This is a genomic window from Curtobacterium sp. PhB142 (assembly GCF_004341255.1).
GTDB lineage: Bacteria > Actinomycetota > Actinomycetes > Actinomycetales > Microbacteriaceae > Curtobacterium.
Genome location: NZ_SLUT01000003.1, coordinates 372715 through 398068 on the forward strand (window position 1 = coordinate 372715; position 25354 = coordinate 398068).

General features: G+C 71.3%; 28 protein-coding genes. 10 read left to right on the plus strand and 18 right to left on the minus strand.

Going from position 1 to position 25354, the window contains the following annotated elements; genetic code table 11:
• Nucleotides 1-8: 8 nt before the first annotated feature.
• Nucleotides 9-1568: an NCS1 family nucleobase:cation symporter-1 gene (locus EDF31_RS08065; RefSeq protein WP_131845768.1), complete on the minus strand. Its 1560-nt coding sequence runs from the start codon at nucleotides 1566-1568 to the stop codon at nucleotides 9-11.
• 173 nt (nucleotides 1569-1741) lie between these two features.
• Between EDF31_RS08065 and EDF31_RS08070 the strand changes: the two genes are divergently transcribed.
• Both EDF31_RS08070 and EDF31_RS08075 read left to right on the plus strand, forming a co-directional pair.
• Nucleotides 1742-2497: an SGNH/GDSL hydrolase family protein gene (locus EDF31_RS08070; protein WP_207896135.1), complete on the plus strand. Its 756-nt coding sequence runs from the start codon at nucleotides 1742-1744 to the stop codon at nucleotides 2495-2497.
• 117 nt (nucleotides 2498-2614) lie between these two features.
• Nucleotides 2615-3202: a VOC family protein gene (locus EDF31_RS08075; RefSeq protein ID WP_131845769.1), complete on the plus strand. Its 588-nt coding sequence runs from the start codon at nucleotides 2615-2617 to the stop codon at nucleotides 3200-3202.
• A gap of 4 nt (nucleotides 3203-3206) precedes the next feature.
• Here the strand turns inward: EDF31_RS08075 and EDF31_RS08080 are convergent, their stop codons facing one another.
• The 3 genes from EDF31_RS08080 to EDF31_RS08090 form a co-directional block, all read right to left on the minus strand.
• On the minus strand, nucleotides 3207-3710 hold the full coding sequence (locus EDF31_RS08080; protein ID WP_131845770.1) for a GNAT family N-acetyltransferase: 504 nt from the start codon (nucleotides 3708-3710) through the stop codon (nucleotides 3207-3209).
• Between the two features lie 4 nt (nucleotides 3711-3714).
• Entirely contained in the window at nucleotides 3715-5118 is a 1404-nt protein-coding gene (locus tag EDF31_RS08085; protein WP_207896133.1) for an LLM class flavin-dependent oxidoreductase, read from the minus strand.
• 66 nt (nucleotides 5119-5184) lie between these two features.
• Complete coding sequence (locus EDF31_RS08090) at nucleotides 5185-5553, minus strand: VOC family protein (RefSeq protein WP_123292001.1); 369 nt, start codon at nucleotides 5551-5553, stop codon at nucleotides 5185-5187.
• A gap of 61 nt (nucleotides 5554-5614) precedes the next feature.
• Here EDF31_RS08090 and EDF31_RS08095 point away from each other — a divergent pair, with 61 nt between their 5' ends.
• Genes EDF31_RS08095 through EDF31_RS08105 form a run of 3 tightly spaced genes read left to right on the plus strand, consistent with a single transcriptional unit; the run spans nucleotide 5615 to nucleotide 7019 of the window.
• On the plus strand, nucleotides 5615-6097 hold the full coding sequence (locus EDF31_RS08095; RefSeq protein WP_123938545.1) for a MarR family transcriptional regulator: 483 nt from the start codon (nucleotides 5615-5617) through the stop codon (nucleotides 6095-6097).
• Between the two features lie 27 nt (nucleotides 6098-6124).
• The gene (locus tag EDF31_RS08100) at nucleotides 6125-6391 is read left to right on the plus strand and encodes a hypothetical protein (protein WP_243649933.1); all 267 of its coding nucleotides are present in this window, start codon (nucleotides 6125-6127) and stop codon (nucleotides 6389-6391) included.
• Between the two features lie 52 nt (nucleotides 6392-6443).
• Nucleotides 6444-7019: a DUF308 domain-containing protein gene (locus EDF31_RS08105; protein ID WP_165901366.1), complete on the plus strand. Its 576-nt coding sequence runs from the start codon at nucleotides 6444-6446 to the stop codon at nucleotides 7017-7019.
• Between the two features lie 24 nt (nucleotides 7020-7043).
• Here the strand turns inward: EDF31_RS08105 and EDF31_RS08110 are convergent, their stop codons facing one another.
• Complete coding sequence (locus tag EDF31_RS08110; RefSeq protein ID WP_131845772.1) at nucleotides 7044-7613, minus strand: phosphoglycerate transporter; 570 nt, start codon at nucleotides 7611-7613, stop codon at nucleotides 7044-7046.
• Nucleotides 7614-7676: 63 nt separating this feature from the next.
• Between EDF31_RS08110 and EDF31_RS08115 the strand changes: the two genes are divergently transcribed.
• Entirely contained in the window at nucleotides 7677-8108 is a 432-nt protein-coding gene (locus tag EDF31_RS08115) for a GNAT family N-acetyltransferase (protein WP_207896132.1), read from the plus strand.
• A gap of 16 nt (nucleotides 8109-8124) precedes the next feature.
• On the plus strand, nucleotides 8125-8277 hold the full coding sequence (locus EDF31_RS19925) for a hypothetical protein (RefSeq protein ID WP_165901367.1): 153 nt from the start codon (nucleotides 8125-8127) through the stop codon (nucleotides 8275-8277).
• Between the two features lie 7 nt (nucleotides 8278-8284).
• On the opposite strand, the gene EDF31_RS08120 is transcribed toward EDF31_RS19925, so the two are convergent.
• From EDF31_RS08120 to EDF31_RS08150, 7 genes are all read right to left on the minus strand, one after another.
• A complete protein-coding gene (locus EDF31_RS08120; RefSeq protein WP_131845773.1) occupies nucleotides 8285-8752 on the minus strand; it encodes a GNAT family N-acetyltransferase in 468 nt (155 codons plus the stop codon).
• 123 nt (nucleotides 8753-8875) lie between these two features.
• A complete protein-coding gene (sufU, locus tag EDF31_RS08125) occupies nucleotides 8876-9325 on the minus strand; it encodes a Fe-S cluster assembly sulfur transfer protein SufU (protein ID WP_123338759.1) in 450 nt (149 codons plus the stop codon).
• Nucleotides 9322-10614: a SufS family cysteine desulfurase gene (locus EDF31_RS08130; protein WP_131845865.1), complete on the minus strand. Its 1293-nt coding sequence runs from the start codon at nucleotides 10612-10614 to the stop codon at nucleotides 9322-9324. Before EDF31_RS08130 ends, sufU begins: the two co-directional genes overlap by 4 nt.
• A gap of 134 nt (nucleotides 10615-10748) precedes the next feature.
• Nucleotides 10749-10961, minus strand: a complete 213-nt coding sequence (locus EDF31_RS08135; RefSeq protein ID WP_123292323.1) for an antitoxin — start codon at nucleotides 10959-10961, stop codon at nucleotides 10749-10751.
• Between the two features lie 96 nt (nucleotides 10962-11057).
• On the minus strand, nucleotides 11058-12341 hold the full coding sequence (locus tag EDF31_RS08140) for a chloride channel protein (RefSeq protein ID WP_123291995.1): 1284 nt from the start codon (nucleotides 12339-12341) through the stop codon (nucleotides 11058-11060).
• Nucleotides 12342-12401: 60 nt separating this feature from the next.
• Nucleotides 12402-14516, minus strand: coding sequence for an alpha-galactosidase (locus tag EDF31_RS08145; protein ID WP_131845774.1), 2115 nt, complete (start codon nucleotides 14514-14516; stop codon nucleotides 12402-12404).
• Between the two features lie 14 nt (nucleotides 14517-14530).
• Nucleotides 14531-15514: a magnesium and cobalt transport protein CorA gene (locus EDF31_RS08150; RefSeq protein WP_243649934.1), complete on the minus strand. Its 984-nt coding sequence runs from the start codon at nucleotides 15512-15514 to the stop codon at nucleotides 14531-14533.
• 164 nt (nucleotides 15515-15678) lie between these two features.
• Between EDF31_RS08150 and EDF31_RS08155 the strand changes: the two genes are divergently transcribed.
• Complete coding sequence (locus EDF31_RS08155; protein ID WP_123292320.1) at nucleotides 15679-16479, plus strand: tryptophan-rich sensory protein; 801 nt, start codon at nucleotides 15679-15681, stop codon at nucleotides 16477-16479.
• A 193-nt stretch (nucleotides 16480-16672) separates the two neighbouring features.
• Here EDF31_RS08155 and ald read toward each other — a convergent pair whose 3' ends face one another.
• The 4 genes from ald to EDF31_RS08175 all read right to left on the minus strand — a co-directional run bounded on the left by ald (nucleotide 16673) and on the right by EDF31_RS08175 (nucleotide 21316).
• Nucleotides 16673-17773, minus strand: coding sequence for an alanine dehydrogenase (ald, locus tag EDF31_RS08160; RefSeq protein WP_131845775.1), 1101 nt, complete (start codon nucleotides 17771-17773; stop codon nucleotides 16673-16675).
• Nucleotides 17774-17901: 128 nt separating this feature from the next.
• Complete coding sequence (locus EDF31_RS08165) at nucleotides 17902-19290, minus strand: FAD-linked oxidase C-terminal domain-containing protein (protein WP_131845776.1); 1389 nt, start codon at nucleotides 19288-19290, stop codon at nucleotides 17902-17904.
• A gap of 54 nt (nucleotides 19291-19344) precedes the next feature.
• Nucleotides 19345-20304 (minus strand): AraC family transcriptional regulator, encoded by a 960-nt coding sequence (locus tag EDF31_RS08170; protein ID WP_131845777.1) that lies wholly within the window; start codon nucleotides 20302-20304, stop codon nucleotides 19345-19347.
• A 49-nt stretch (nucleotides 20305-20353) separates the two neighbouring features.
• On the minus strand, nucleotides 20354-21316 hold the full coding sequence (locus tag EDF31_RS08175) for a sugar-binding domain-containing protein (RefSeq protein WP_165901120.1): 963 nt from the start codon (nucleotides 21314-21316) through the stop codon (nucleotides 20354-20356).
• Nucleotides 21317-21507: 191 nt separating this feature from the next.
• Here EDF31_RS08175 and EDF31_RS08180 point away from each other — a divergent pair, with 191 nt between their 5' ends.
• Nucleotides 21508-23268, plus strand: a complete 1761-nt coding sequence (locus EDF31_RS08180) for a glycerol-3-phosphate dehydrogenase/oxidase (protein WP_131845778.1) — start codon at nucleotides 21508-21510, stop codon at nucleotides 23266-23268.
• An 83-nt stretch (nucleotides 23269-23351) separates the two neighbouring features.
• On the opposite strand, the gene EDF31_RS08185 is transcribed toward EDF31_RS08180, so the two are convergent.
• Nucleotides 23352-24008 carry a histidine phosphatase family protein gene (locus tag EDF31_RS08185; RefSeq protein ID WP_131845779.1) on the minus strand — a complete coding sequence of 219 codons (657 nt, stop codon included), beginning with the start codon at nucleotides 24006-24008 and terminating at the stop codon, nucleotides 23352-23354.
• 28 nt (nucleotides 24009-24036) lie between these two features.
• Nucleotides 24037-24159 carry a type B 50S ribosomal protein L36 gene (gene ykgO / locus EDF31_RS08190; RefSeq protein WP_022905672.1) on the minus strand — a complete coding sequence of 41 codons (123 nt, stop codon included), beginning with the start codon at nucleotides 24157-24159 and terminating at the stop codon, nucleotides 24037-24039.
• A 57-nt stretch (nucleotides 24160-24216) separates the two neighbouring features.
• On the opposite strand from ykgO, the gene EDF31_RS08195 reads away from it, so the two are divergent.
• Complete coding sequence (locus EDF31_RS08195) at nucleotides 24217-25245, plus strand: GTP-binding protein (protein WP_131845780.1); 1029 nt, start codon at nucleotides 24217-24219, stop codon at nucleotides 25243-25245.
• The last annotated feature ends 109 nt before the right edge of the window (nucleotides 25246-25354 follow it).

A 25354-nucleotide genomic window follows, 5' to 3' on the forward strand; every position in this document is an offset into this window, starting at 1 on the left:
GCGGCGTCTCAGGCTCGTCCGACGGCGGCGCCGTCGTCGACCGTCGGGTCGTCCGAGGCGAGCTCCGGCATGCTCGGCCGGACCCGCTCGAGGCCCCAGAAGACCACGAGTCCCAGGCCGCAGCCGATGAACCAGCTGTAGTTGTTCAGCCCGGGCAGGATCCCGAGCGCGGGCGGCAGGACCGCACTGGCGACCGAGACCACCCCGGTGACGACGAGGGTACCGATGGCGTTCGGGTTGAAGCCGCCGCGGTACCAGTACCGGGCCGAGGTGTCCTTCGTGTACATGTCGTCGACGGCGATGCGCTGCTTCCCGACGATGTAGTACCCGGCGATCAGGATGCCGAACAGCGGGCCGATCAGGGCGCCGAGCACCCCGAGCGTGTACAGGATGGCCTGGTCGTTGCCGTACCAGTTCCACGGGGTCAGCAGCACGGAGCCGACCGCGGCGATCATGCCGCCGGCTCGCCACGAGATCTTGCGCGGAGCGACGTTCGAGAAGTCGAACGCGGGGCTGATGAAGTTCGCGACGATGTTGATGCCGACCGTCGCCGTGACGAAGGTCAGGCCGCCGAGCAGGATCGCGAACGGGGCGCCGATCGCCTGCACGGTCTCGATCGGGTCGGTGATGAGCTTGCCGAACACCGGCACGGTCGCACTCGCGCACAGCACGGTGAGCACCGAGAAGAACAGGAAGTTGATCGGCAGGCCCCAGAAGTTGCCCCGCTTGACCGCCGCGAAGGACCTGCCGTAGCGCGAGAAGTCACCGAAGTTGAGCATCGGGCCGGAGAAGTAGCTGACCACCAGGGCGACCGCGGAGAGCATGACCGGGATCGACGCACCGAACGAGAGCGGCTCCCCCACCGACAGCGTGAACGAGATGTTGCCGATGCCGGCCTGGCTGACGAGGTAGATCGCCAGCCCGATCATCACGACGTACACCGCCGGGCCCGCCCAGTCGATGAACTTCTTGATGGCCTCCATGCCCATCCAGAACAGGGCCCCCTGCGCGACCCACAGGATCGCGTACGAGATCCACCCGAGCGCCGACAGCCCCAGGAACGAGTGGTCGAGCAGCCCGGCCGAGGCGGGGATGAACTTCAGGAAGATGATGTTGAGCGACTGCGCGGCGAGGAACGTCTGCACGCCGTACCAGGCCATCGCGATCAGCCCGCGGATGATCGCGGGCACGTTCGCCCCGAGCACCCCGAACACCGCACGGTTGATGACCGGGTAGGGCACGCCAGTGCGCTGCGACGGCTTGGCGACGAGGTTGGCGAAGACCTGCACGATCAGGATGCCGACCACCAGGGCGATGAGCACCTGCCAGCTCGCGATGCCCAGTGCGAAGAGCGACCCGGCGGTGACGTAGCCGCCGACCGAGTGCACGTCGGACATCCAGAAGGCGAAGAAGTTGTAGCTCGTCCAGCTCTGCTTGCGCAGCGGGGCGAGGTCCTCGTTCGTGAGCGCCGGGTCGTACCCGGGCTTGACGACGCCGGCACCAGCGGGTGCGGCGGTCGTGGTGGGGGCGTGGGGCGCTGCGACGGGTGTCACGAGATCGGTAGCCATGGCGTCCTCCGAGGGAGTGGGGTGGGGAGGCGGTGATCGCCTCCACCACAGAAGCTAGGGAGCCTCTTCGCGCCCGCCGTTTCCCTCGTGTAACGGTCGTGTGTCGTGGTCGCTGTCCTGAAACGCTCGTTCCACACCAGAACGTGCACAGACATGTGCAGGATGATGGCCGCATGCCCGACACCATCCGTTACGTCGCGATCGGCGACAGCTTCTCGGAGGGCATCGGCGACGCCGGCGCCGTACCGTTCCCCGGCTGGACCGGTCGACTCGCGAGCGGCATGGCCCGAGTGCACGACGCAGACGTCCGGTACGCCAACCTCGCGGTCCGCGGGCGCCTGCTCGCCGGGGTCCTCGGAGAGCAACTCGACGCGGCTCTCGCGCTCGACCCCACCCCGACGCTCATCACCTTCTGCGCCGGCGGCAACGACCTGCTGCGGCCACGGTTCGACGCCCACGCCCTCATCGCACCGCTCGAAGCGGCGGTCGACACGGTCCTGGGCCGCGGGGTCCGGCTGGCGCTGCTGAGCCCCGCCGACCCGAGCGCACGGCTCCCCCTCGGACGCCTCATCAACGCGCGCGGCGACGCCTGGGCGGACGCCCTCGCCGACCTCGCCGACCGGTACGACCTGCCCTTCGTCGACGTGTCCCGTGATCCGCACCTGCGCCGTGCCGAGTTCTGGTCCGACGACCGACTGCACATGAACGCGACCGGCCACCAGCGCGTCGCCGACCTCGCCCTGCACGCGATCGAGGACGGACCGGCACCGATCGCGCCGGCGTCCGAACAGACCGGCCGCACCCGACTCTCCGAGGAACTCCGCTACTACCGCGAGCACGTCCTGCCCTGGGTGCAGCGCCGCGTCACCCGGCGGTCCTCGGGCGACGGACGCTCGGCAACCTACCCGGCGTGGACCCCCGTCGACTGATCACGCACGATCGCGGCGGTTCTCCGCACGCGTCCCGCGCTCCGCTTGTCCTCCCCCGCGCGCAGCCGTTCTACTCGGGTGATCCACGTCCGAGCCGAACTCAGGGGAGACGGCACCATGCACACTGCGCCACGCCCATCCGGCACCACCGCGACACGTCCTGCGACCGTCACCACCCCGACGGGCACCCCCAGCACCGCACACGGCATCGACCACGTCGGCCTCACCGTGCCCGACATCGACCAGGCCACCGACTTCTTCGTCCTGGGACTCGACGCCGTCCCCCTGTACGACCGGTTCCTCCGGAGCGAACCGCTCCGCGGTGAACCCGACGTCCAGCGGCGCCTCGGCATCCCGACGACCATGGCCCAGGGCGCGCTGCGGATGCTCGCGCTGCCGAACGGTCCGGGGCTCGAGCTCTTCGAGTACCACGGCCCCGACCAGCGCCCGGCCGTCCGCGCGAGCGACCTCGGCTGGCAGCACGTGGCGTTCTACGTCGACGACATCGACCACGCGCTGTCGCACATCGAGACGGCGGGCGGCCAGCGGTACGCCGACCCGCGTGGCCTGGGCGGCAACGAGGGCGGGTTCGGCAACCGGTTCGTGTACGTCGGAACGCCGTGGGGATCGACGATCGAGCTGATCACCTACCCGACCCGGCAGTCGTACGAGGACCACGCCCCGCGACCGAAGTGGCGCGTCTGACGGTTCAGCGCGCCGGGGCCGTCGCGATGTACGTCCGCGTCGGCCCGCCCGTCAGGGCGTGCGGGAACTCGACCCCGTCCGCCCGGAACCCGCCGGCTTCGTAGAGCCGCAGCGCTCGCTCGTTGCCGGCGAGTGCGTGCAGGACCACCGCGGGGTGTCCCGCCGCCGACGCCGCGTCGACCGACGCGGCCAGGAGCGCACGCCCGACACCCCGCGCCTGCACGTCCGGGCGGACGGCGAGCAGCGACAGGTAGGCGGCGTCGGACGGGTCGGTCGACCGTCCGGACCCCGGCGCCGTCACGAGCGCGAAGCCGTCGACCGCACCGGCCGCTCCGGCAGCGACGAGCAGGGCGACCCGCGGCACGGCGAACTTCGACGCCGCGCGGGCTCGCACCGCGTCGGACTCCGGCACGCCGTCCCGTGCCGCGACCGCTGCGACCCACAGGTCGACACAGGCCGACACCTCGTCCCGGGCCGCTGGACGCACGGACACGGACGGTTCGATCACCCGGTCAGCCTACGACCGCGCTGCTGCCGATCCTGAACGACGCCCCACGGTGCTCGTCGGGCAGCCGGTCACCGCGGCCGTGCAGCTTGTGCCGCAGCGAACCGGGCTCGTAGCCGGTCGGGTACGCCCCGCGCGCCCGGAGTTCGGGGATGACGAACTCGATGACGTCCTCCCACGTGCCCGGCGTCACCGCGTACGCCAAGTTGAAGCCGTCGACGTCGGTGAGCTCCTGGATCTCCTGCAGGCGGTCGGCGATGGTCGCTCCCCCGCCGACGGCGACCGGCCCGAGTCCGCCGATCGCGGTGTGCCGGGCGAGGTCGCGGATCGTCCACGAGCTGCCGTCCTCGCCGGTCGCCGCCGCGATGTTGGCCGCAGCCGACTGGATCGCGTTCGACTCGACATCGCCGAGGGGCTCGTCGAGGTCCCACTGCGACAGGTCGACGCCCATCCAGCCGGAGTTGAGCACCAGCGCACCGAGCTCCGACGCGTACGACAGGTAGTCCTCGTACTTCGCCTGGGCCAGCTCGTCGGTGGCGTCAGTGATCACGGTGAGCAGTGTGTAGACGCGAGCGGCGTACCGGTCGCGACCAGCTGCCTCCAGGGCGTCACGGACCTTCGCGACGGTCGACGCGAGCTGCTCGACGGTCGGTGCGCCCACGAAGACGGCTTCGGCGTTCTCCGCTGCGAAGCGGATGCCGCGCGGCGACGCGCCCGCCTGGTAGATGACGGGCGATCGCTGCACCGACGGCTCGGACAGGTGGATGCCCGGCACGTCGAAGTGCTTGCCGTGGTGCTCGATCGCGTGCACCTTCGCCGGGTCGGTGAAGACGCCGGACGCGCGGTCGGCGACGACCGCGTCGTCCTCCCACGAGCCCTCCCACAGCTTGTAGAGGACCTCGAGGTACTCGTCGGCCACGTCGTAGCGGTCGTCGTGCGACAGCTGGTCGGTGTGGCCCATGTTCCGTGCGGCGCTCGGCAGGTAGCCGGTGACGACGTTCCAGCCGACGCGCCCCTTGGTCAGGTGGTCGAGCGTGGAGATCCGCCGGGCGAACGGGTACGGGTGCTCGTACGCTGTGCCCGCCGTGATCCCGAAGCCGAGGTGCTCGGTCACCGACGCCATCGCCGACACCAGCAGGATCGGGTCGTTGACCGGCACCTGCGAGCCCGTGCGGAGTGCGGCCTCGTTCGAGTCGCCGTACACGTCGTACGTGCCCAGCACGTCGGCGATGAAGATGCCGTCGAACGCCCCGCCCTCGAGCGTCTTCGCCAGGTCCGTCCAGTACGTCAGGTCGCGGTAGCCCCGCGATCGGTCGCGCGGGTGCCGCCACAGCCCGGAGGACTGGTGCGCGACGCAGTTCATGTCGAACGCGTTGAAGCGGATCTGCCGGGGCTCGCTGCTGCTGGTCACGCTTGGCGACGCTACGTGCGGGGTCTGCGTCCGTCATCCATCGTGACGAAGCGTGACGGCCGCAGCTCAGGCGCGGTCGTGGAGCGTGACCTGGTAGCCGTCCGGGTCGGCGAACGTGAACGTCCGGCCGAACGGGCCGTCGATCGGTGCCGACACGATCGTGTGGCCGTCGGCCACCAGGGCGTCGTGGATGGCCTGCACGTCGGTCGCGTGCAGCCAGATCGCCGCCCCGATGCCCGGCTGCGAGACCGCGTCGAGGTCGGTGCCGGGGACGACATCCCGCAGCGCGAAGGCGATCGGCGTCGTCTCGAAGACGACGGCGTGCGGCGGGCCGGCCTGGGAGCGGACGAGACCGAGGTACTGCTCGTAGAACGCCTGCGACGCCGCCAGGTCGCGGGTCTGCAGGGAGATGAAGTCGGGGCCGGTGACGGGCATGTGGTGCTCCTTCGGTTGTGTCAGTTTTCTGACACGGCACAACCTATGTCAGACTCCTGACATGAGTCAAGACGGCACCGACAGCAGCGACGTCATCGACCTCGAGACGTCCCTCGGGTACCTGCTCAAGGAAGCCGCGAGCGCGCTCCGCGCTGCGATGGAGGCCGTGCTGCGCCCGCTCGGCATGACGATGACGCACTACTCGTGCCTCGAACTCCTGGCGCAGCGGCCCGGGCTGTCGAACTCCGAGCTCGCACGCGGCGCCTTCGTCACGCGGCAGTCGATGAACGTGCTGCTGCAGGCCCTGGAACGGGACGGCTTCGTGACGCGGGCCACCGAGGCGCCGGTGGGCAAGGCGCTCCCGACGCGGTTGACGGCGAGCGGGCGGGCGAGCCTCGAGCTCGCGAGCGCGGCTGTCCGCGGCGTCGAGGTCCGGATGCTCGACGGGTTGTCGGGTGAGCAGCAGGTGGCGGCGCGGGGGGCGCTGCGCAGCATGGTGCGCTCACTCCGCCGCACCACCAACGACGAGGCCAGCACGGTCTGACGACGCGCTACCCTTCGACCGGTATTGATGTATCTCTCGAAGGGAACTGTCGTGCACGAGGACTTCACCGGCCTGTACCTGTCGAGCCTCTGGCTCAGCGTCGCGATGCTCGCCGGTGGGTACGCCCGGACCCGGAACCGATCGGCGTGGACCTGGTTCCTCCTGACGCTGCTGTTCGGCCCGCTCGCGGTGCTGCTGCTCGTCACGTGGCCAGCGCGCCCGCCGAGCCGGACTGACCCCGCGCGGACCGATGCGTCCGCATCGGCACCGGACACGGGCGGTTCCGAGGAGTAGCCCTGACGCAGAAGCGCGCAGGACCAGATCCTCTCAGGGAAGGGCGGACACCATGGCGCTGCAGGACGACGTCGTCACCGACGTCGGCGGGGATCGACGACTACGGACCGCGCTGCTGATCGTCGGCATCGTGGCGGTCCTCGTCGGTGTCGCCTCACTCGTGCTCCCGCACGCGACGCTGTTCGCGGTCGCGTGGGTGTTCGGCATTTACCTGCTGGTTTCCGGCCTGTCGATGATCGTCCGTGCGTTCACCCGCGGGATCGGCACCGGCCGCCGCATCGGCTTGGTCGTCCTCGGCGCGCTGATCCTCGCCGGTGGCATCGTGGCGCTCATCGCCCCGCCGGTCGGGGTGCGGTGGATCGCGTTCGTGATCGGCTTCGCCTGGCTGGTCGAGGGCATCACGCTGCTCTACGCCCCGACACCAACGAACCGTGCTCTGACGATCGGCGCCGCAATGCTCAGCATCGTCATCGGCGTGCTCGTCATCAACCTGCCGTCCATCGGGGCAGCGCTGGCCGTCGTCGCCATCGCGGGCTTCCTGATCCTGTTCGGCATCGTGCAGATCGCCCTCGGGGTCACCGTCGGACGCGCTGACCGATCCGCCGCGACCGCCGGCCGGGTGGCCTGACCACGGCCTCTGTGCGGGGGTTCGTCACCCGTCGAAGACGACGTCGGCAGCGTCCCTCGGGGCGAACTGCGCTTCGAAGTCGCGTTCGTTGGGGATCCACACGTCCCGCCACAGGTCGTCGTGGTCACGTCCGAGCCGGCGGTCGCGGGCCATGCCGCGACGAGCGGCGGTGTCGAGGTCCACGTCGCACCAGACCGCCACGTCGATGTGCGGCATCGCGTCGCGGTGGAAGAGGCCGATGAGGTCGACGACCACGACGTCCGTCGTCGGCAGTGGCTCCGCGGGACCGAGCGCCCGGACCGACCAGTCGAACCTCTGGAACGTGCTCGCTCGCCCCGTCCGGTGCGGTTCGAGGACGGACGACGTCAGACGCTCCCGATCGACACCGTCCCAGTGACCCGACCGCCGGTGGGACCGCTCCGGATCGAGGAAGTCGTCTCCACGGATCCGCACCGCGCCCGGCACCGTCCCGGCCAGACTGCGCGCCAGCGTGGACTTCCCGGAGCCGCAGTACCCCGAGATGCCGACGACGATGGGGTGCCCGGCCGAGGCGCGGCGTGCCGCCACGAGGTCGATGACACCGTGCTGATCCATCGGACCAGCGTACGAGCCGATCACCAGCACGGGATCGGCGCCGACGACTCCTAGGCTCGACGGGTGGACGTCACCCTGCGGAACAGCATCCCCGAGGACATCGAGTGGCTCGTGGAGCTGCGTGCGCAGGTCCTCCGTGCAGACCTGGAGCGTCTCGGCCGCTTCGACGCGGTCCGGGTCCGCGGGCGGATGCGTGATGCCTTCGCGCCCGAGCACACCCGGGTCGTCGTGGTCGACGGGTGTGATCGCGGCTCGATCACCGTGCGGCCGGACGCCGACACCCGGTGGATCGAGCACTTCTACCTCGCGCCGGACGTCCAGGGCCGAGGCGTGGGCTCGGTGGTGCTGCGGAGCGTCCTCGACGAACCACACGCCGGACCCGCGCGACTCAACGTCCTCCAGGGCAGCGCCGCGCGCCGGCTCTACGAACGGCACGGTTTCGTCGTGGACACCGAGGACGACGTCGACGTCTTCATGACGCATCGTCACGTCTGAACGATAGGTTCGACGCATGAGCCACGTCCTGCGATCCATCGGCCGGGTGATGCTGACCACGCTGCAGTACCTCGCCGCCGTACTGAGCGCCATCGGTTCCGGCGGTGCCACCGCCCCGGCCCAGCCACCCACCCGATCCACGAAGTCGCGGGACGAGTACCGCCCCTGAGCCGGGCCTACAGCACCTTCGCGTACCACCGGTCCGAGTACGGGTCGTCGTTGAACGGTGCCACCCGCACGAAGCCGAGCCGTTCGTAGAGCGCGCAGGCCTCGGCGAGCTGAGCCCGGGTGTCCAGTCGCAGGGACGCGATCCCCCGCGCACGACACTCCGCCTCGAGCCGGCGCAGCAGCGCCGACCCCACGCCCTGCCCACGGTGGCTCGGCAGCGTGAACACCTTGGTGAGCTCCGCCACGTCGTCGAGGAACCGGGCGCCGGCACACGCGATCGGCCGTCCACCGTCGGACGCCACCAAGAACACGCCGCTGTCGCCCTCCAGGTCGTCGTACGGCTCGTCGGCCAGTGCGAGATCGACCTCGGCAGGCGTCGCGTCGCGCCCGTACCAGCGCGAGGCCACCTCGGTCAGGTACGTCCGCACCATCAGGTCGGACTCCGCCCCTCCGGGGCGGCGCACCTCGACGATCACTGCTGTCCTCCGTTCGTCGCTCCGGACGCTCGAGACGCTCCCGGCGACGGACGGGAGGCGCGTGGCGGCCCCGCACCGGGCCTCCTGGCCGTCACGTCGTCGCGATCGCGAGCCGCACCCGGCTCAGCGGGACGCCGTCGCCTCACGCGCAGCGGCTTCCGCCGCGACCCAGGCGAGCATGCCGCACTTGACCCGCATGACGAACTTCGAGACGCCGTGGAAGGCGATGAGGTCCTCGAGGACGTCCTCGTCGGGCTCGCCGACGCCGCGGGAGCGCATCATCGTGCGGAACTCGTCGGTCAGTGCGAGGAGCTCCGGGACCGTGCGGCCCACGGCCATGTCGGTGAGGACCGATGCCGAGGCCATCGAGATCGAGCAGCCGTCGCCCTGCCAGGCGAGACCGGCGATGCGGTCGGTGCCCGGTTCGAGGCGGATGCGGACGGTGATCTCGTCGCCGCACGTGGGGTTGCGCTCGAAGTGCGAGGCGTCGGCGTCGGGCAGGTCACCGTCACCGTGCCGGGCCTTCGCGTGGTCGAGGATGACCTGCTGGTACAGGCTGTCGAGGGCGTTCACGCGGTCGCTCCGAAGTAGCCGCGGACCTCGCCGACTGCGGCGATGAAGCGGTCGACGTCGTGCTCGGTCGTGTAGACGTAGGTGCTCGCGCGGCTGGTGGCGACCAGGCCGAGGCGGCGGTGCAGGGGTTGGGCGCAGTGGTGCCCCGAGCGGACGGCGATGCCCTGCGCGTCGAGGTACTGCGAGACGTCGTGGGCGTGCACGCCGTCGACGTCGAACGACACCAGGCCCGATCGCGGCACGCCGACCGGCGGACCGACGACGCGGATGCCGGGGACGGCGGCCAGGCCGTCGAGCATGCGCCGGGCGAGGTGCTCCTCGTGCGCGCGGACACGCTCCATGCCGATGCCCTGCAGGTAGCGGACGGCCTCGGCCAGGGCGACGGCCTGCGACACGGGCTGCGTGCCGGCCTCGAACCGCTCGGGGGCCGGCATGAACTCCGACGTCTGCATGGTCACGGTGGTGATCATGGACCCGCCGGTGCGGAACGGGGGCAGCGCGTTCAACAGCTCGCTGCGGCCCCAGAGCACGCCGATACCGTTCGGACCGAGCATCTTGTGCCCGGAGAACGCGGCGAAGTCGACGCCGAGCCCCTGCACGTCGAGCGGCCGGTGCGGCGCGGACTGGCAGGCGTCGAGGACGACCAGTGCGCCGCGGGCGTGGGCGAGACCGACGATCTGCTCGACGGGGGCGACCATGCCGGTGACGTTCGAGACGTGCGCGAACGCGACCACCTTGGTGCGGTCGGTGATCAGGGCCGCGGCGTCCTCGGCGGTCCAGGTGCCGTCGTCGGCGACCGGGACCCAGCGGAGCGTCGCACCGGTCAGCGCGGCGAGTTCCTGCCACGGCACGAGGTTCGCGTGGTGCTCGGCCTCGGTTACCAGGATCTCGTCGCCCGGTCCGATGCGGAAGCGAGCGGCGTCGACCCCGCCGCGGCCACGGCTGGCGTTCGCGATGCCGTAGGCGACGAGGTTGAGGGCGTCGGTGGCGTTCGCGGTCCAGACGACCTCGCTCGGACCGGCAGCGCCGATGAAGTCGGCGACGGTGGCGCGGGCGTCCTCGTAGGCATCGGTGCTCAGGGCCGCGAGCGTGTGTGCGCCGCGGTGCACCGCGGCGTTGTCGTGCTCGAGGAACCGGCGCTCGGCGTCGAGTACCTGGGTCGGGCGTTCCGCCGTCGCCCCGGAGTCCAGGTACGCCAACGGTTGCCCGTTCACGTCCTGCGCGAGGATCGGGAAGTCCGACTTGATCGTCTCGACCTCGGCCTCGGTGAGCGGCTGGTTCGGCGCCACGACTGTCACGTCTCGTCCTCCTGGTGTTGCTGTCCGGAGCAACCCGTCAATGGTGGCCGTTGTTCCCGACGGCGTCCAGTCGGCACAGGAACGGCCCAGGACCACGCCGGGTCCCGGGCCGTCGCACGTTGGGCCTACTCGTTGCCGATCTTCTTGTCCGCAGCGTCGCGGGCACCGTCGATCTTGTCGTCGTACTTGCCGCCGGTGGCCTTCTTGACCGCGTCGGCGACGCCCCCGAGGACCTTGTCGCTGATGTCCTCGGCCTTCTCGCTCTTCAGGGCGTCCTGGACCTTGTTGTCCTTCAGGAAGTCCTGGGCCTTCTTCGTGATGTCGTCGAACCCCGCCATGGCCTGCTCCTCAGCTCGGTGCGGAGCCCGTCGCTCCGTCATGCCGCAGATCGTAGGCCGCAGAACCGTCGTCTGTCCCGGAACGTGACGAAGTGTTCACACCATCTGTGCGCTGCGTCGACGTGCCAGGACGTACCCGACCGCGACCGCCCCGGACACCGCGAGCAGCGACGGGATGAGGATGTCGGTGCCCTCCTGGGTGAACTCGACCACCAGGACGAGCGCCGTGAACGGGGCCCGCATCGTGGTCGCAAGGAACGCCGCGGCGCCGACGAACGCGAAGGCCGCCAGGCCCGGGCCGTCAGCCGGCCAGAGCAGGAGCCACGCGCCACCGAGGCCGCCGCCGATCGCCGAACCGATCGCGATCGAGGGCGTCAGGGTGCCGCCGACCGCGCCGGCACCGATCGTGGCCGACGTGGTGATCGTCCGGACGACGCCGAGCAGCAGGAGCAGCACGATCGGCGCCAGGCCGGCGACGGTGTCGTCGTCGAGCGAGGCGTTCATCGCGACGAGGCCCAGCGCCCGCCCGTTGCCGAGGATCTCGGGGAACGGCACCGCGATGAGCCCGACCATCGCGAACACCACCGGCAGCACGACGAGCAGGTGCCAGCCCTTGGGCGCGATGCCCTGCAGCCGGTTGGTGAGCTTCACGAAACCGACGCCCGCCAGGCCGAGGACCGGCCCGACGATGATCGCCCAGACGAGCAGCGACGGCGACATGTGCATCGCCGGCACGTGGTAGAGCACCTCGTCCGGGATCACGAGCCGGGCGACGAACGCGGCGACGGCACTCGTGGCGAACGCGGGCAGGGCCGTGGCGAAGCTGATCTCGCCGAGCAGGACCTCGACGGCGAACAGCGCACCACCGAGCGGGACGTCGTACACCGCGGCGAGACCCGCTGCCGCTCCGCAGGCGACCAGGATCTTCGTCTCGCGCGGGGTGAGACCGGCACGACGGGTGACGAGCTGGGAGAGCCAGGCGCCGACCTCGCGCGGGGCGACCTCCTTGCCGATCGAGGCGCCGAGACCGACCGCCAGGATCTGCACCCCGGCGTTCGCCAAGGTCGCGAGTGCGGGCATCCGCTTGCCGCCGACCGCCGCGGTGACCGACACGATCGGACGCCCCCAGCGCCGGAGCGCCCACCAGGCGAAGCCCGTCAGGACACCGGCGGCCACGAGGGCGAGGAACCGGTTCAGCGCCGACGGTGCGTCCGCCGCCTCGAGGTGCCCACCGAAGCCGTACCCGAAGGCCACGAACTGGATGAGCTGCAGCGCGAGCCACACGGCGATGCCGGCGATGCCGCCGGAGACGCCCACCAGGGCGGTGACGACGGCGAGCTTGAGCGCCCAGACGGGGGTCGCGTGTCCGGAGCGCGGCATGTCGAAAACCCTAGCGGCTCCGATCACCGGCACCGGGCCTCCCGGTCGTCCCACCTGCCGTCAGACGGCCGTCAGACGGAACGGGACCACGCAGTCGGCGGGCATGAGCGGCGGGTGCAGGCCGACCGTGCCGAGCACCCGACCGCTGAACACCCGGGCGCCGCTCCACCAGTCCGGCCGGACGACCCCGTGCCCGTCGCCGACCACGATCGGGTCGACGCGGTACGAGACGTCCGGGTCGAGGTCGCGGAAGGTGACCCGGCCGGTGCCGGACACCTCGGACCGCCCGATGCTCGCCAGGAAGAAGACGGCGTGCTGCCGGTCCGGCGTGACCGTGCCGTACACGAGCCGGGAGTCGTCGACCTCGTCCATCCGCACCAGGTCGCCGCCGTGCAGCAGCCCGCGCAGCTCCTTGTACAGCGCGATCCACTCCGCCAGCGACGCCGACTCCTCCGCCGTCGCCTCGGTGAGGTCCCACTCGATGCCCAGGTGCCCGACGAGCGCAGTGCCTGCCCGGAAGGCCAGGTCGTGGACGCGGCCCGTCGAGTGGTTCCTGCCGCTCGCGATGTGCGCGCCGAGGAGTTCCGGGGGCAGGAGCTGCTGCGTCCACCGGTGCATCTGCTGCCGCTCGAGGGGGTCGATGTCGTCGGACACCCAGACGCGGTCGGTGTGCTCGATCACGCCGAGGTCGACCCGTGCGCCACCCGACGCGCACGACTCGATCTCGAGCGACGGGAAGCGCTCCTTCAGGGTCGCCATCAGCCGGTACGTCGCCAGTGTCTGCTCGTGCACCGCCGCGCCGCCACCGGGGAACCCCGCCTCGACCAGGTCGCGGTTGTGGTCCCACTTGACGTACTCGATGCCGTACTCGCCGATGATCGCCGTCATCCGCTCGAGCACGTACTCGTACGCCTCGGGGATCGCCAGGTCGAGCACCTGCTGGTCGCGGGACCGCATCGGCAGTCGGCCGTCCGCCTGCATGATCCACTCCGGGTGGGCGCGGGCGAGGTCGCTGTCCTCGTTCACCATCTCGGGTTCGAACCACAGGCCGAACTCCATGCCGAGGGCCCGGACACGGTCCACGATCGGGCTCAGCCCGTCGGGCCAGACGTCCTCGTCGACGTACCAGTCGCCGAGCCCGAGGTGGTCGTTCCGGCGGCCGCGGAACCACCCGTCGTCGAGCACGTACCGCTCGACCCCGAGGGCCGCGGCGCGCTCCGCCAGGTCGGTCAGCCGGGCGAGGTCGTGGTCGAAGTACACGGCCTCCCAGACGTTGATCGTCATCGGCCGCGGCGTCGTCGGGTGCTGCGGCCGGCTCCGGAGCCACTGGTGGAAGCGTCGGGCCTGGTCGTCGAGCCCGTCACCGTGGGCGAACCACACCCACGGCCCCTCGTACGTCTCGCCCGTGCCGAGCCGGACCTCGCCCGGCAGCAGCAGTTCGCCGCCGCCGATCACCTGGCGCCCGGTCGACAGGCGTTCGGCGTGGTGCCGGTGGTTCCCGCTCCACCCGGTGTGCACGCCCCAGACCTGACCGCGGGCGAAGCCGAAGCCGGGCTCCCCCACCGTCAGGACGGTCGCGGCGTCGGCACCGGTCCGGCCCTTCCGGCTCTCACGCTGGTGGGTGCCGACGACCAGTTCACGGCGTTGCGGGGTGCGTTCCTTGCCCCATCGACCGGCGAAGTCCAGGACCTCGCGCGCACCGGACGGGATCGGCATCGCCACAGTCAGGTCGTCCACCGTGTAGACGCCGTCGGCGGTGTTCGTGACGGCAGCCCGGGCACGGACGAGTCCGGAGACGAGCACCTCGATCGTCAGCCGGACGGCGAGCCCCGCGGTCTCGTCGGCAGCTTCGGCCGTGACGGTCGTGTCGGTCACGTCGAGCGACCACACGGTGAACGCCGGCGACCAGTCGTGGCCGTCGCGGTGTCCGGCCAGGCCGGGTCGTCCGCTCCACCCGCGGTTCGGCTCGGGCAGCACGGCGACACGGACGGCGTCGTCCATCTCGTTCTGGGCCACGGGGGCGACGTCCGCGTCGGCGAGTGCGACGAGTGCGTCGTCGTCGAGTGGCCCGAGGGCTGCTCCCCAGTGCACCACCGCGGGCAGCGCGTGGTCACGGCAGTCGAGGACGAGGGAGACGCCCCCGGCGGTCAGGTGGACGAGGTCGGACGAGGTCACGGCCCCAGTCTTCCTCAGAACCAGCGCTTGACTTTGAACACGACCCACAGGATCGCGGCGAACAGGACCATCCCGACGATCGACAGCGGGTAGCCCCAGGTCCACGTCAGCTCGGGCATGTGCGTGAAGTTCATGCCGTAGATGGCGGCGATGAGCGTCGGGGCGAACAGGATCGCCGCCCAGCCGGAGATCCGCTTCGTGTCGTCGTTCTGCTTCTGCGCCGCGAGCGTCGAGTCGACCGTCAGGGCGTTCTGCAGCAGCTGCCGGAACGTGTCCAGCCGCTCCACCGTCCGGATCGCGTGGTCGAGGACGTCGCGGAACCGGCGCTGCATCTCGATCGGCAGGTGGTACTTCTCCGCGCCGCGGTGCAGGTTCTCGATGATGTGGATCAGCGGACGGGCGGCCCGCTGGAAGTCGACGACCTCGCCGAACAGCTCGTAGACGCGGCGGGAGACCCCGGCCTCGCCGGCGAACAGCTGGTCCTCGATCTGGTTGATGTCCTCTTCCAGGCCGTCGATCACCGGCACGTAGCCGTCGACGATCGTGTCCATCAACGCCCAGAGCTGCGCCTGCGGTCCGACCGTCACCAGGCCGGGCTTGCCGCTCATCCGCTGGAGCGCCCGCGGGACCGTGGCCCTGCCGCGAGGGTCGGCCTTCACCACGACGAGGAAGAAGTCCTCACCGACGAAGGCGTGCACCTCGCCGAACGCCACCTCTTCCTGCCCGTCGTTGTAGAGCGCGGGCTTGAGGACCACGAAGAGCGTCGAGCCGTACCGCTCGAGCTTCGGCCGCTGGTGCCCCTCGGCGGAGTCCTCGACCGCGAGCTCGTGCAGGCCGAGCGCGACCGCGACGTCGCCGAGCTCCTGCGTGTCCGGTTGGTACAGCACGATGCACGCGCTCGCGCCCTGCTCGTCGAGCATCCGGAAGGTGTCGTCCAGCGACGGACTCGCCATCGGGGCGATCCGGTCGACGTACACGGTGTTCATCTCGACGCTCACGCGACCACCGTACGCAGGTGACCGGCTTTCGGACGGGAGGCCCGTGGCGGGCCCGCCACGGGCCTCCAGTCCGCCGTCCCCCACAGGCTGAACGCACGCTGCGCGCCCGACAGGACCGCCCGCCTACGGTGCAGGTCATCAGCATGCTGACGAAGGGAACGGTCATGAAGAGGATCTGGAAGCGCATCGCGGTCGCCGTGAGTGCCGTCGTCGCGGTGGTCGGGGCGTTCGTCGGGTCCGGCGCCGCCGGCGGGACACCGATCCAGGACGCTGCCGGCGGAGCGCTGTCGGCGTCGTCGACCGCCATCGCACCGGACGGCCCGGCGTTCTCGATCTGGAGCGTCGTCTACGTCGGCCTCATCGCCTACGCCATCCGCCAGCTCTTCCGCACGTCGGACGATGACCGGCACGCGAAGCTGGCGGTGCCGGCGATCCTGTCGCTGCTGCTCAACGCGGCGTGGATACTGTCGGTGCAGTTCGGGTTCCTGTGGGCGAGCGAACCGATCATCGTGGCCCTGCTCGCGGTGCTGGTCTGGACGTTCACGATCCTGCGGCGGACGAAGCCCTCCGGCGTCGTCGAGGCGATCGTCACCGACGGTACGTTCGGGCTCTACCTCGGGTGGGTGTGCGTCGCGACGGCGGCGAACACGGCTGCGGTGCTGACGGCAGCGGGCTTCCGGGGCTTCGACCTCGGGCAGGACGTCTGGGGTGTGCTGGTCGCCGCGGTGGCCGGGCTCGTCGGGCTGCTGCTGGCGGTGTGGGGTCGGGGTCGCCTGGCGCCGATGCTCTCCCTGGCCTGGGGGCTGGCGTGGGTGGCGGTCGCGCGGCTCGACGGTCCGCTGGTGTCGACGCCGACCGCCGTGGCCGCGGTGGTCGCAGCCGCCGCGGTCGTGGTGGTGACGGTCGCCGTGCGGGCACGGGCGGGTTGGTCCGGCGCGCGTGGCCTGGCGGCGCGCACGGCCTGACAGCGGGCCGGGGCGGGGCGGGGCGGGGCGGGGCGGGGCGCCACGGTGCGTCGCGGTCTGTCCCGGTCTGTCCCGGTCTGTCCCGGCAAACCGACACTTCTCGCGGCGCCGATCCGGTCCGTGCCGCCAAAGCGACAGTCTGCCGCGGATGTTCCGCGGCAGACTGTCGCTTTGGCGTTCCGGGGCCCGGGGGCTACCGCGCGGACGCCACGAGCCCGTGCGCGGCCGCCACGGCCTCGTTCGTGACCTGGCCGGCGTGCACGTTCAGGCCGAGGGCGAGCGACGGGTCGGCGGCCAGCGCGGCCTCCCACCCGCGGTCGGCGATCGCGACGGCGTACGGCAGCGTCGCGTTCGTCAGCGAGATCGTGCTCGTGCGCGGGACGGCACCGGGCATGTTCGCCACGCAGTAGTACACGGTGTCGTGCACCGCGAACGTCGGGTCGTCGTGGGTGGTCGGGTGCGAGCCCTCGAAGCAGCCGCCCTGGTCGATCGCGATGTCGACGAGCACTGATCCCGGCCGCATGTCCGCGACCATGGCGTCGGTGACGAGCTTCGGCGCGGACGCCCCGGGGATGAGCACGGAACCGATCACCAGGTCGGCGTCCCGCAGGGCTTCCGCGATGGCGTGCGCCGACGACCGCAGCGTGGTGATCCGCCCGTCGAACCGGGCGTCGAGCGCGCGCAGGCGGGGCAGGCTGATGTCGAAGACCGTGACGTCGGCCCCCATGCCGAGCGCCATCGTCGCCGCGTGCTCGCCCGCGACCCCACCGCCGATCACGACGACACGACCCTTCGGCGTGCCGGGCACCCCACCGAGCAACAGCCCGCGTCCGCCGTTCGTGCGCATCAGGTTGTAGGCGCCGACCTGGGCGGACAGCCGCCCGGCGACCTCGGACATCGGCGACAGCAGGGGCAGCGAGCGGTCCGGCAGCTGCACGGTCTCGTAGGCGATCGCGGTGGCTCCGGAGTCGATGAGTGCATCGGTCAGCGGGCGGTCGGCCGCCAGGTGCAGGTACGTGAAGAGCACCTGGCCCGGACGGATGAGCGGGTACTCGGACGCCACCGGCTCCTTGACCTTCAGGATCAGCTCGGCGCGCGCCCAGACCTCGTCCGCGGTGTCGACGATCTCGGCGCCCGCGGTGCGGTACTCGTCGTCGGGGAACGCCGACCCGGTGCCGGCGCCGGCCTGCACCAGGACCTGGTGGCCGTGCAGCGCCAGCTCCGCGACACCCGCTGGGGTGGCCGCCACGCGGTACTCGTTGTTCTTGATCTCGGTGGGGACGCCGATGCGCATCGCAGACTCCTTCGTGGGTGGTGCTCTCGTCCACACCATTCAGCGCCGGATTCGTTGCGGTGACGTTACGGCCGAAGATCCGGACGACGCACGGCGCATCCGTGCGATGAGATTCGGCGATCAGCCGCTCAGAAGACCTTGCCCGGGTTCAGGATGCCTGCCGGGTCGAACACCCGTCGGATCCCCCGCTGCAGCTCGAGCACGTCGTCGCCGAGCTCGTCACCGATCCACCGACGCTTCAACACCCCCACGCCGTGCTCGCCGGTCAGGGTGCCCCCCAGCTCGATCGCGGCACGGAACATCGCGTCGGCGGCGTCCCAGACGTGAGCCGGCACCTCGTCGCCGTCGAAGACGAAGTTCGGGTGCAGGTTGCCGTCGCCGGCGTGCGCCACGGTCGGGATCGGGACACCGTGTTCGCGACCGATCTCCTCCACGCGGGCGAACATCTCGGCGAGCCGGCTGCGCGGCACGGCGACGTCCTCGATGAGCACCCGGCCTCGCGACTCCATCGCGGCGTGGAAGGACCGGCGGATCGTCAGCAAGCGCTCGCGTTCCGCCGCCGACCCGGCCAGGTGCACGGTCCCTCCCTCGGCCTGGAGGCGCGGCACGGCTCCCAGCGCGGCCTCGGTCGCGCCCGGGCCGTCGAACTCCACGAGCAGGAAGACCCCGCCCGCCGCGGTGCTCCCCACCGTCTCGACGATCACCTCGGATCCGAGGTACGCCGCGATCCCCTCGAGGGCGAGGGCGTCCAGCAGCTCGACCGTCGACGGCCGGTCCGCTCCCGCCACGACGGCCGCTGCCGCGGCGGCGGCCTGCTGCACGGTCGGGTAGACGGCCCCGAGGGTCGCGGGCTCCCCCGCCGGGATCGGGACGAGTCGGACCGTCGCGCCGACGATGACACCGAGCGTGCCCTCGGACCCGACGAGCAACGCCGTCAGGTCGAGGCCGGTCACCCCCTTGACGGTGCGGTGGCCGGTCGACACGAGCCGGCCGTCCGCCAGCACGACGTCGAGTCCGAGCACGGCCTCGCGCGTGACGCCGTACTTCACGCACCGCAGACCACCGGCATTCGTGGCGATGTTGCCGCCGACGCTCGCGATCGCCGCGCTCGCCGGATCCGGTGCGAAGCGCAGCCCGTGCTCGGCGACGGCGGCGTTCAGCGCACCGTTGAGCACCCCGGGTTCGACGACGGCGAGTTCGTCCTCGACGGACACCTCGACGATGCGGTCCATCCGCGCGACGCTGAGCACCACCGTGCCCTCGGTGCCGTTCGCGCCACCCGCCAGACCGGTGCCGGCGCCGCGTGGGACGACGGGGACGCCCAGGGCCGAGCAGGTCCGGAGCGTCGCCTGCACGTGTTCGACGGTGCGGGCCTCGACGACGGCGACCGGACCGCCGGGTGCGATCCAGCCGGACTTGTCGGTCCGCGCGGCGTCGAGCACGCCCGGTTCGGTCCGGACGACGGTGCCGTCGGGGTCCTGCAGTGCGGAACGGAGCGCGGTGACGACGGTGTCCATGTCGTCACGCTACCGCCGCCGGGTGGACTCCCCGGCTCGGTGCCCCCACGGCGGTCAGCGCGTGCGGAGCGACTCGCTCGGCAGCTCGCCGAAGCGGGCACGGTACGTCGCCGAGAACCGCCCGAGGTGCCCGAAGCCCCACGACCGGGCGATCTCGGCGACCGAGGTCTCGTCGCGCGCACCCCCGAGCAGGTCCGCCCGCGCACCGTCGAGCCGCACCTCGCGCAGCAGGTCGCCGGGCGTCTGGTCGAGGTGCCGTCGCAGGGACTGCTGCAGCCCGCGCGGGCTGAGCCCCGCCGCCGCGGCGATCTCCGGTGTGCCGATGGGTTCGCGGGCGTGCTCGTGCACGAAGTCGAGCGCCCGGCGGACGCGGCCGTGCTCCGGACCGCCGCCGGCCACGGTCGAGCGCCAGCGATCGCGCTGCGGGAACGCACGGATCGCAGCGGTCGCGAAGGCCTCGGCGATGTCGCGCTGCGCGATCGGGTCGAGGTCGTGGTCGACGTCGAGCCACGTCGACGAGTGCGTCCGGACCACGTCCTGCCACGCGGCCGTGCCTGCAGCCGTCGGGCGCTGCATCGGCTCGAAGGCGAAGTCGTCCTCGCCGACGATCGCCCGGACGAAGTCGCGGTCCAGGTGCACGAGGTTCAGCGCGATGTCGCGGTGGTGCAGGGAGTACGGCTCGGCGAACGGCAGCACGACGGGCACGCCGGCTTCGAGCGCCCAGGTCTCGCCGCCGCAGGTGATCCGGCTGGAGCCGCTCCGCATCCAGGCCACCAGGAACTCGTCGTCGACCTGGCTCTCGCTGCGCAGGTCGACCATGAACCGCGACGACCGCAGCGACATCCGGTCGTCGCCGACGCCGGCGAAGTCCCAGTGCGCGGTGGGGCGGGTGCGCCGGACCACGGGTGCCCGGAAGTCGTAGTCGCGCCCGAAGAAGGCGAGCGCCTGGTCGACGTCCGTGCCGACCACGCGACGGGAGTACCGGCCGCCCGGTCGGTCCATCGAGATCACCATGGCCGAGAACGTACCCGGCACCCCCGACAGAACCGGGTCACATCCTGACTCAGGGCTGCAGGATCGCCTGCCCGACGCTCTCGTCCAGGATCAGGTCCGTGACGAGCCCGGACGCCAGCGCACCCCGCAACGACGCGGCCTTCGACCGGCCCGCGACGACGCAGACCCGACGCGGAGCGCGCTTGATGGTGTCCAGGTCCGGCCCGCCGGCGCGTGCGTTCACGCCGATGTCCCGCCACGACCCGTCGGCCCGGTAGAACACGGTCGAGACGTCCCCGACGACCTGGGCCTTCGTCAGCTCGTCGCGGTCCGCGGGGTCGAGGTAGCCGCCGGAGTACACGTGCGACGGCACCGGGGCCTGCGGGGCGCCCACACCGAACACGACCAGGTCCATCCGCTCGTGCAGGTCGAGCACGCGGCGGATCGAGCGCTCACGGAACAGCGCCTCCTTCGTGGCGGGGTCGTCGAAGAACGCAGGCACAGGGAACTGCTGCACGAACGCACCGTAGGCCTCGCCGAACCGCCGCAGGATCTCCGAGGCGTAGACGATGCCCGTGGTCCGGGTGTTCGCGGCGCCGTTGATCTGCACGATGGTCGACCCGTGCGTGGTCTTCGGCACGAGGTACCGGCTGACCGCGCTCACCGTCGAGCCCCACGAGATCCCGATCACCATGTTCGATTCGACGTACTGCGTCAGGATCCGGGCGGCGGACAGGGCGACCCGTTCCAGCCGGTCGACGTCGCTCGTGTGGTCCGGCACCGGGACGACGTGCGCGTGCACGCCGAACCGCGAGCGGATGCTGCGGCTCAGCGCGGCCGCCTGGTCCAGGGGTGAGCGGATCTGGATGTCGACGAGACCGGTGTCCCTGGCGTACTTCAACAGGCGCGACACCGAGGACCGCGAGGTCGCGAGTTCGTCCGCGATGGCGTCCATCGTCAGGTCCTGCAGGTAGTACAGGTGGGCGGCGCGCAGCGCCTGCTGCGTGCGCATGGGCTGAGCCGCATCGCTCATGGTGCTCCGATCTGTCGAACGCAACCATGCACGGACGTGCAGGGCCTCTGCAACCCCTGTCGTGCCTCCCGGCCCCCGGATCGGAGCGCACGACACGTGTGCTGCACGTTCGTGCACGCAAGTTGCCCGACCTCCCAAAGCGGCGCACGATCGATCCTGACCACGAGAACCGACGAAGGAAGCGACGAACCATGTCGAAGAAGACACAGCCCCGGAACACGGTGACCGCCCTCACCGAGCGCCCGAACGCGCAGGTCCTCGTCGTCGGCGGCGGCATCAACGGCATCGCCACGTTCCGCGACCTCGCGCTGCAGGGCGTCGACGTCGCCCTGGTCGAGCGCGGCGACTACGCCTCCGGTGCGTCCGCCGCGTCGAGCCACATGATCCACGGCGGCATCCGCTACCTCGAGAACGGCGAGTTCCGCCTGGTGCGCGAGAGCGTCCAGGAGCGCAACGGCCTCATCCGCATCGCCCCGCACTACGTCAAGCCGCTGCAGACCACGATGCCGATCTTCTCGACGTTCTCCGGCATCATGAACGCCCCACTGCGCATGCTGACGCACAAGCAGCGTTCCACCAAGGAGCGCGGCGCGATGCTCATCAAGATCGGCATGACGATCTACGACTCCTTCTCGCGCGATGGCGGCTCCGTCCCGAAGCACGTCTTCCGCACCAAGAAGGCCGCGCTCGAGGACATGCCCGCCCTCAACAAGGACCTGAAGTACACGGGCACCTACTACGACGCGAGCGTGCACGAGCCCGAGCGCCTGGCCCTCGACGTCCTCAAGGACGGCATCGCCGCCGGCACCGGGACCGGCTCCGCCGCGACCGCCCGCGCGACGAACTACGTCGAGGCAGCCGGCACCCGCGACGGCGGCGTGCTGCTGCGCGACCGCGAGACCGGCGAGGAGTTCGTGTTCACCGCCGAGGTCGTCATCAACGCGTCCGGCCCCTGGACCGACCTGACGAACGAGGCGTTCGGCGGCGAGACGAAGTTCATGGGCGGTACGAAGGGCTCGCACATCGTCGTCCAGAACGACGAGCTGCTCGAGGCCACCAAGGGACGCGAGCTGTTCTTCGAGAACGACGACGGACGCATCGTCCTCATCTACCCGCTCAAGGGCCGGGTCCTCATCGGCACGACCGACATCGACGCCGACCCGTCGAAGCCGGTCACGACCACCGACGAGGAGATCGACTACTTCTTCGGGCTCGTGAAGCACGTGTTCCCGCAGATCGACGTCACCCGCGACCACATCGTCTACAGCTACTCCGGCATCCGCCCGCTCCCCCGCCACGAGGACACCGCCCCCGGCTTCGTGTCGCGTGACTACCGGATCGTGGACACCCAGATCGCCGGGCTGCCGAAGTCGACCGTGCTGTCGCTCGTCGGCGGCAAGTGGACGACGTTCCGCGCCCTCGCCGCGCACCTGTCGACCGAGGCCACCACGAAGCTCGGGATGACCCGCAAGGTCGACACCACCGGCATGGCGATCGGCGGTGGCAAGGAGTTCCCGACCACCGACGCGCAGCGCGCCCTGTGGATCACCTCGCACCGTGACGGTCTGGACGAGTCCCTGGTCGAAGGCCTGCTGGAGCGCTACGGCACCCGTGCCGCCGAGGTCGTGGACGTCCTGACCGACGGCCCGGTCGAGGCGCTCGAGTCCGACCCGTCGCTCACCCGCGCCGAGGTCGCGTACTTCGCCGAGCACGAGCAGGCCGTCCACCTGGTCGACGTGGTGCTGCGCCGCACGAACCTTGCGTTCGTCGGCGGTGTCACGATCGATCTGCTCGACGAGCTGGCCGACGTGCTCGCCGGGGCGCTCGACTGGACGCCCGAGGAGCGCGCGGACGAGGTCCAGCGCACGCTCGACGTGCTGCGCGAGGCGCACCGCGTGATCGTGCCGCTGACGTCCGCAACGGCACAGGCGTCGGCGTCGCAGCTCGCGTAGTCGACGCGACCACCTACGGACGGGAGGCCCGGTACCAGCTGGTACCGGGCCTCCCGTCCGTCATGGGGTTGCGTTCTCGTGCGTCAGTAGCGCTCGCCGGTCGGGTCCAGCGCGGTCCGGTCGATGAGCTGCTCGCCGCCGACGGGCTCGCCCTCCCAGTCGACCAGGCGCCAGCCGTCGGCGAAGGACCCCTCGAGCTCGACGATGCCGGTGTTCTCGAGGTGCCGCTTCGTGCCGAAGTGGTCCGGGGTGTTCTGCGCGGCCGCGCTGGCCCACGTGCGGATCGCTGCCCCGTGGCTGACGGCCGCTGCGACCTGCACGCCCGAGGCCTCGATCTGCCGCACGGCGTCGTCGTACCGCTCGAAGAAGTCGAACCCGCTCTCCGCACCCGGCATCCGCGTGCTGCGGTCGCCGTGGGACCAGCCGTGCACCGTCGAGATGTACAGCTGCACGGACACCGTGTCGCTCTTGCCCTGGGTGTCCCCGGCCTCGATCTCACGCAGACCGGGCAGCACGACGGGCTCGAGTCCGAGCGACGCCGCCAGGGGTGCCGCCGTGATCTGCGTCCGGACCATGGTGGAGGCGAAGAGCCGCTCGATCCCCCGGTCGGCCAGGGCTGCCGGCAGGGCGTCCGCCTGCTGCTGGCCGAGCTCGGTCAGTCCGGGTCCGGGCACCACGGCGTCGAGGACACCGTTCACGTTCGCGGGGGTCTGGCCGTGGCGGATGAGCAGCAGTCGCATGGATCCACCCTACGGACCACCGCCGACGTCAGCCCTGGCGGGTGTTCCAGCGGGGGTTCTGCTTGTTGATGACGTAGACCCGGCCGCGGCGCCGGACGACCTGCGAGCCGGGGATCTTCTTCAGTGCCTTGAGCGAGTTGCGGACCTTCATGGTTCTCCTCCGTCGGCGCCCTCTTGTTGAGAACGGTTTTCAGGTAGGATACCCGACATGCGTGCTGCTGCCATCACCCTCGTCACCGCCCTCCACGAGGTCGACGCCGACCGCGTCGCCGCCCGGATCACCACGGGGCACCGGATGCACGTCGACGGGAGCGCGTTCGCCGCGGCCCGTGCCGTCGCCGAGCGTGCCGACCACCTCGACCGTGCCTGCGGCCCCGATGCCGACCACGGCCTCGTCGTCACGCTGCAGCCCGGCTCCGACGCCCGCGCCGTGGGCATGATGCTCGCGAACGCCGCCCGGAGCGAGACCGGTGACGACCGGGTGCTCCGGCACGTGGTCGGGGTACTGCGCGCCGACGACGTCGCCCACCTGCTGTGGTCCGACGTCGACGACGCGTTCGTGGCCGCCGACCGGGTGGCGTCCCTCGTCGAGTACGCGACCGTCATCGCGCTCGACCGTCTCGCGCCACTGTCCCTGCGCCGCCGTCGCGCACTGGTCGCACTGCTGCACCGGCTCGCACCGCAGGCCGTGATCGTGGCGCTGCCCGCGCTCCGGACCGCGCGCGACCTGCCCGCCTCGAACGGTGGAGCCGCTCGGGTCCTTGCCTCGGGCGCCGGGTGGATGCGCGCTCTGTCGAGCGGCGCCGACACCGGCCGGGACGCCCGCGACGACCTGGTCGCGATGCGCTACCGGGAGCCGCTGCCGTTCCACCCCGGGCGACTGGCCACCGTGATCGAGCGGGACCTGGCCGCCGGTAGCTCGGGCCGGGTGCTCCGCTCGAAGGGGTTCTTCCGGCTGGCGTCACGCCCGGACCACGTCGGCTCGTGGTCGAGCTTCGGGGCGATGCTCGCGCTCGACCCCACCGCGAACCCGTCGTGGGACGCCGACGCCCCGATCGGGCAGGCGCTGTGGTTCGTCGGCGAGCGGCTCGACGTGCGGGCGATCGAACGGGCCCTCGACGGGGCGCTGCTCACGCCGCCGGAGCTGCTGGCCGGGCCGGATCTGTGGCGCGGGTGGGCGGACCCGTTCCCCGTGTGGCCGGCGGTGGACCCGGCGTCGGAGCACCGGCACGAGTGAGGCGGGAGCGGCTGCTCCGACTCCGACTCCGAACGACATCCGCGACGTCGTGCGACGACCACGATGTCGTTCCCGCCCCCGTGCAACAGCCCGCGCGTGCAACGAACGA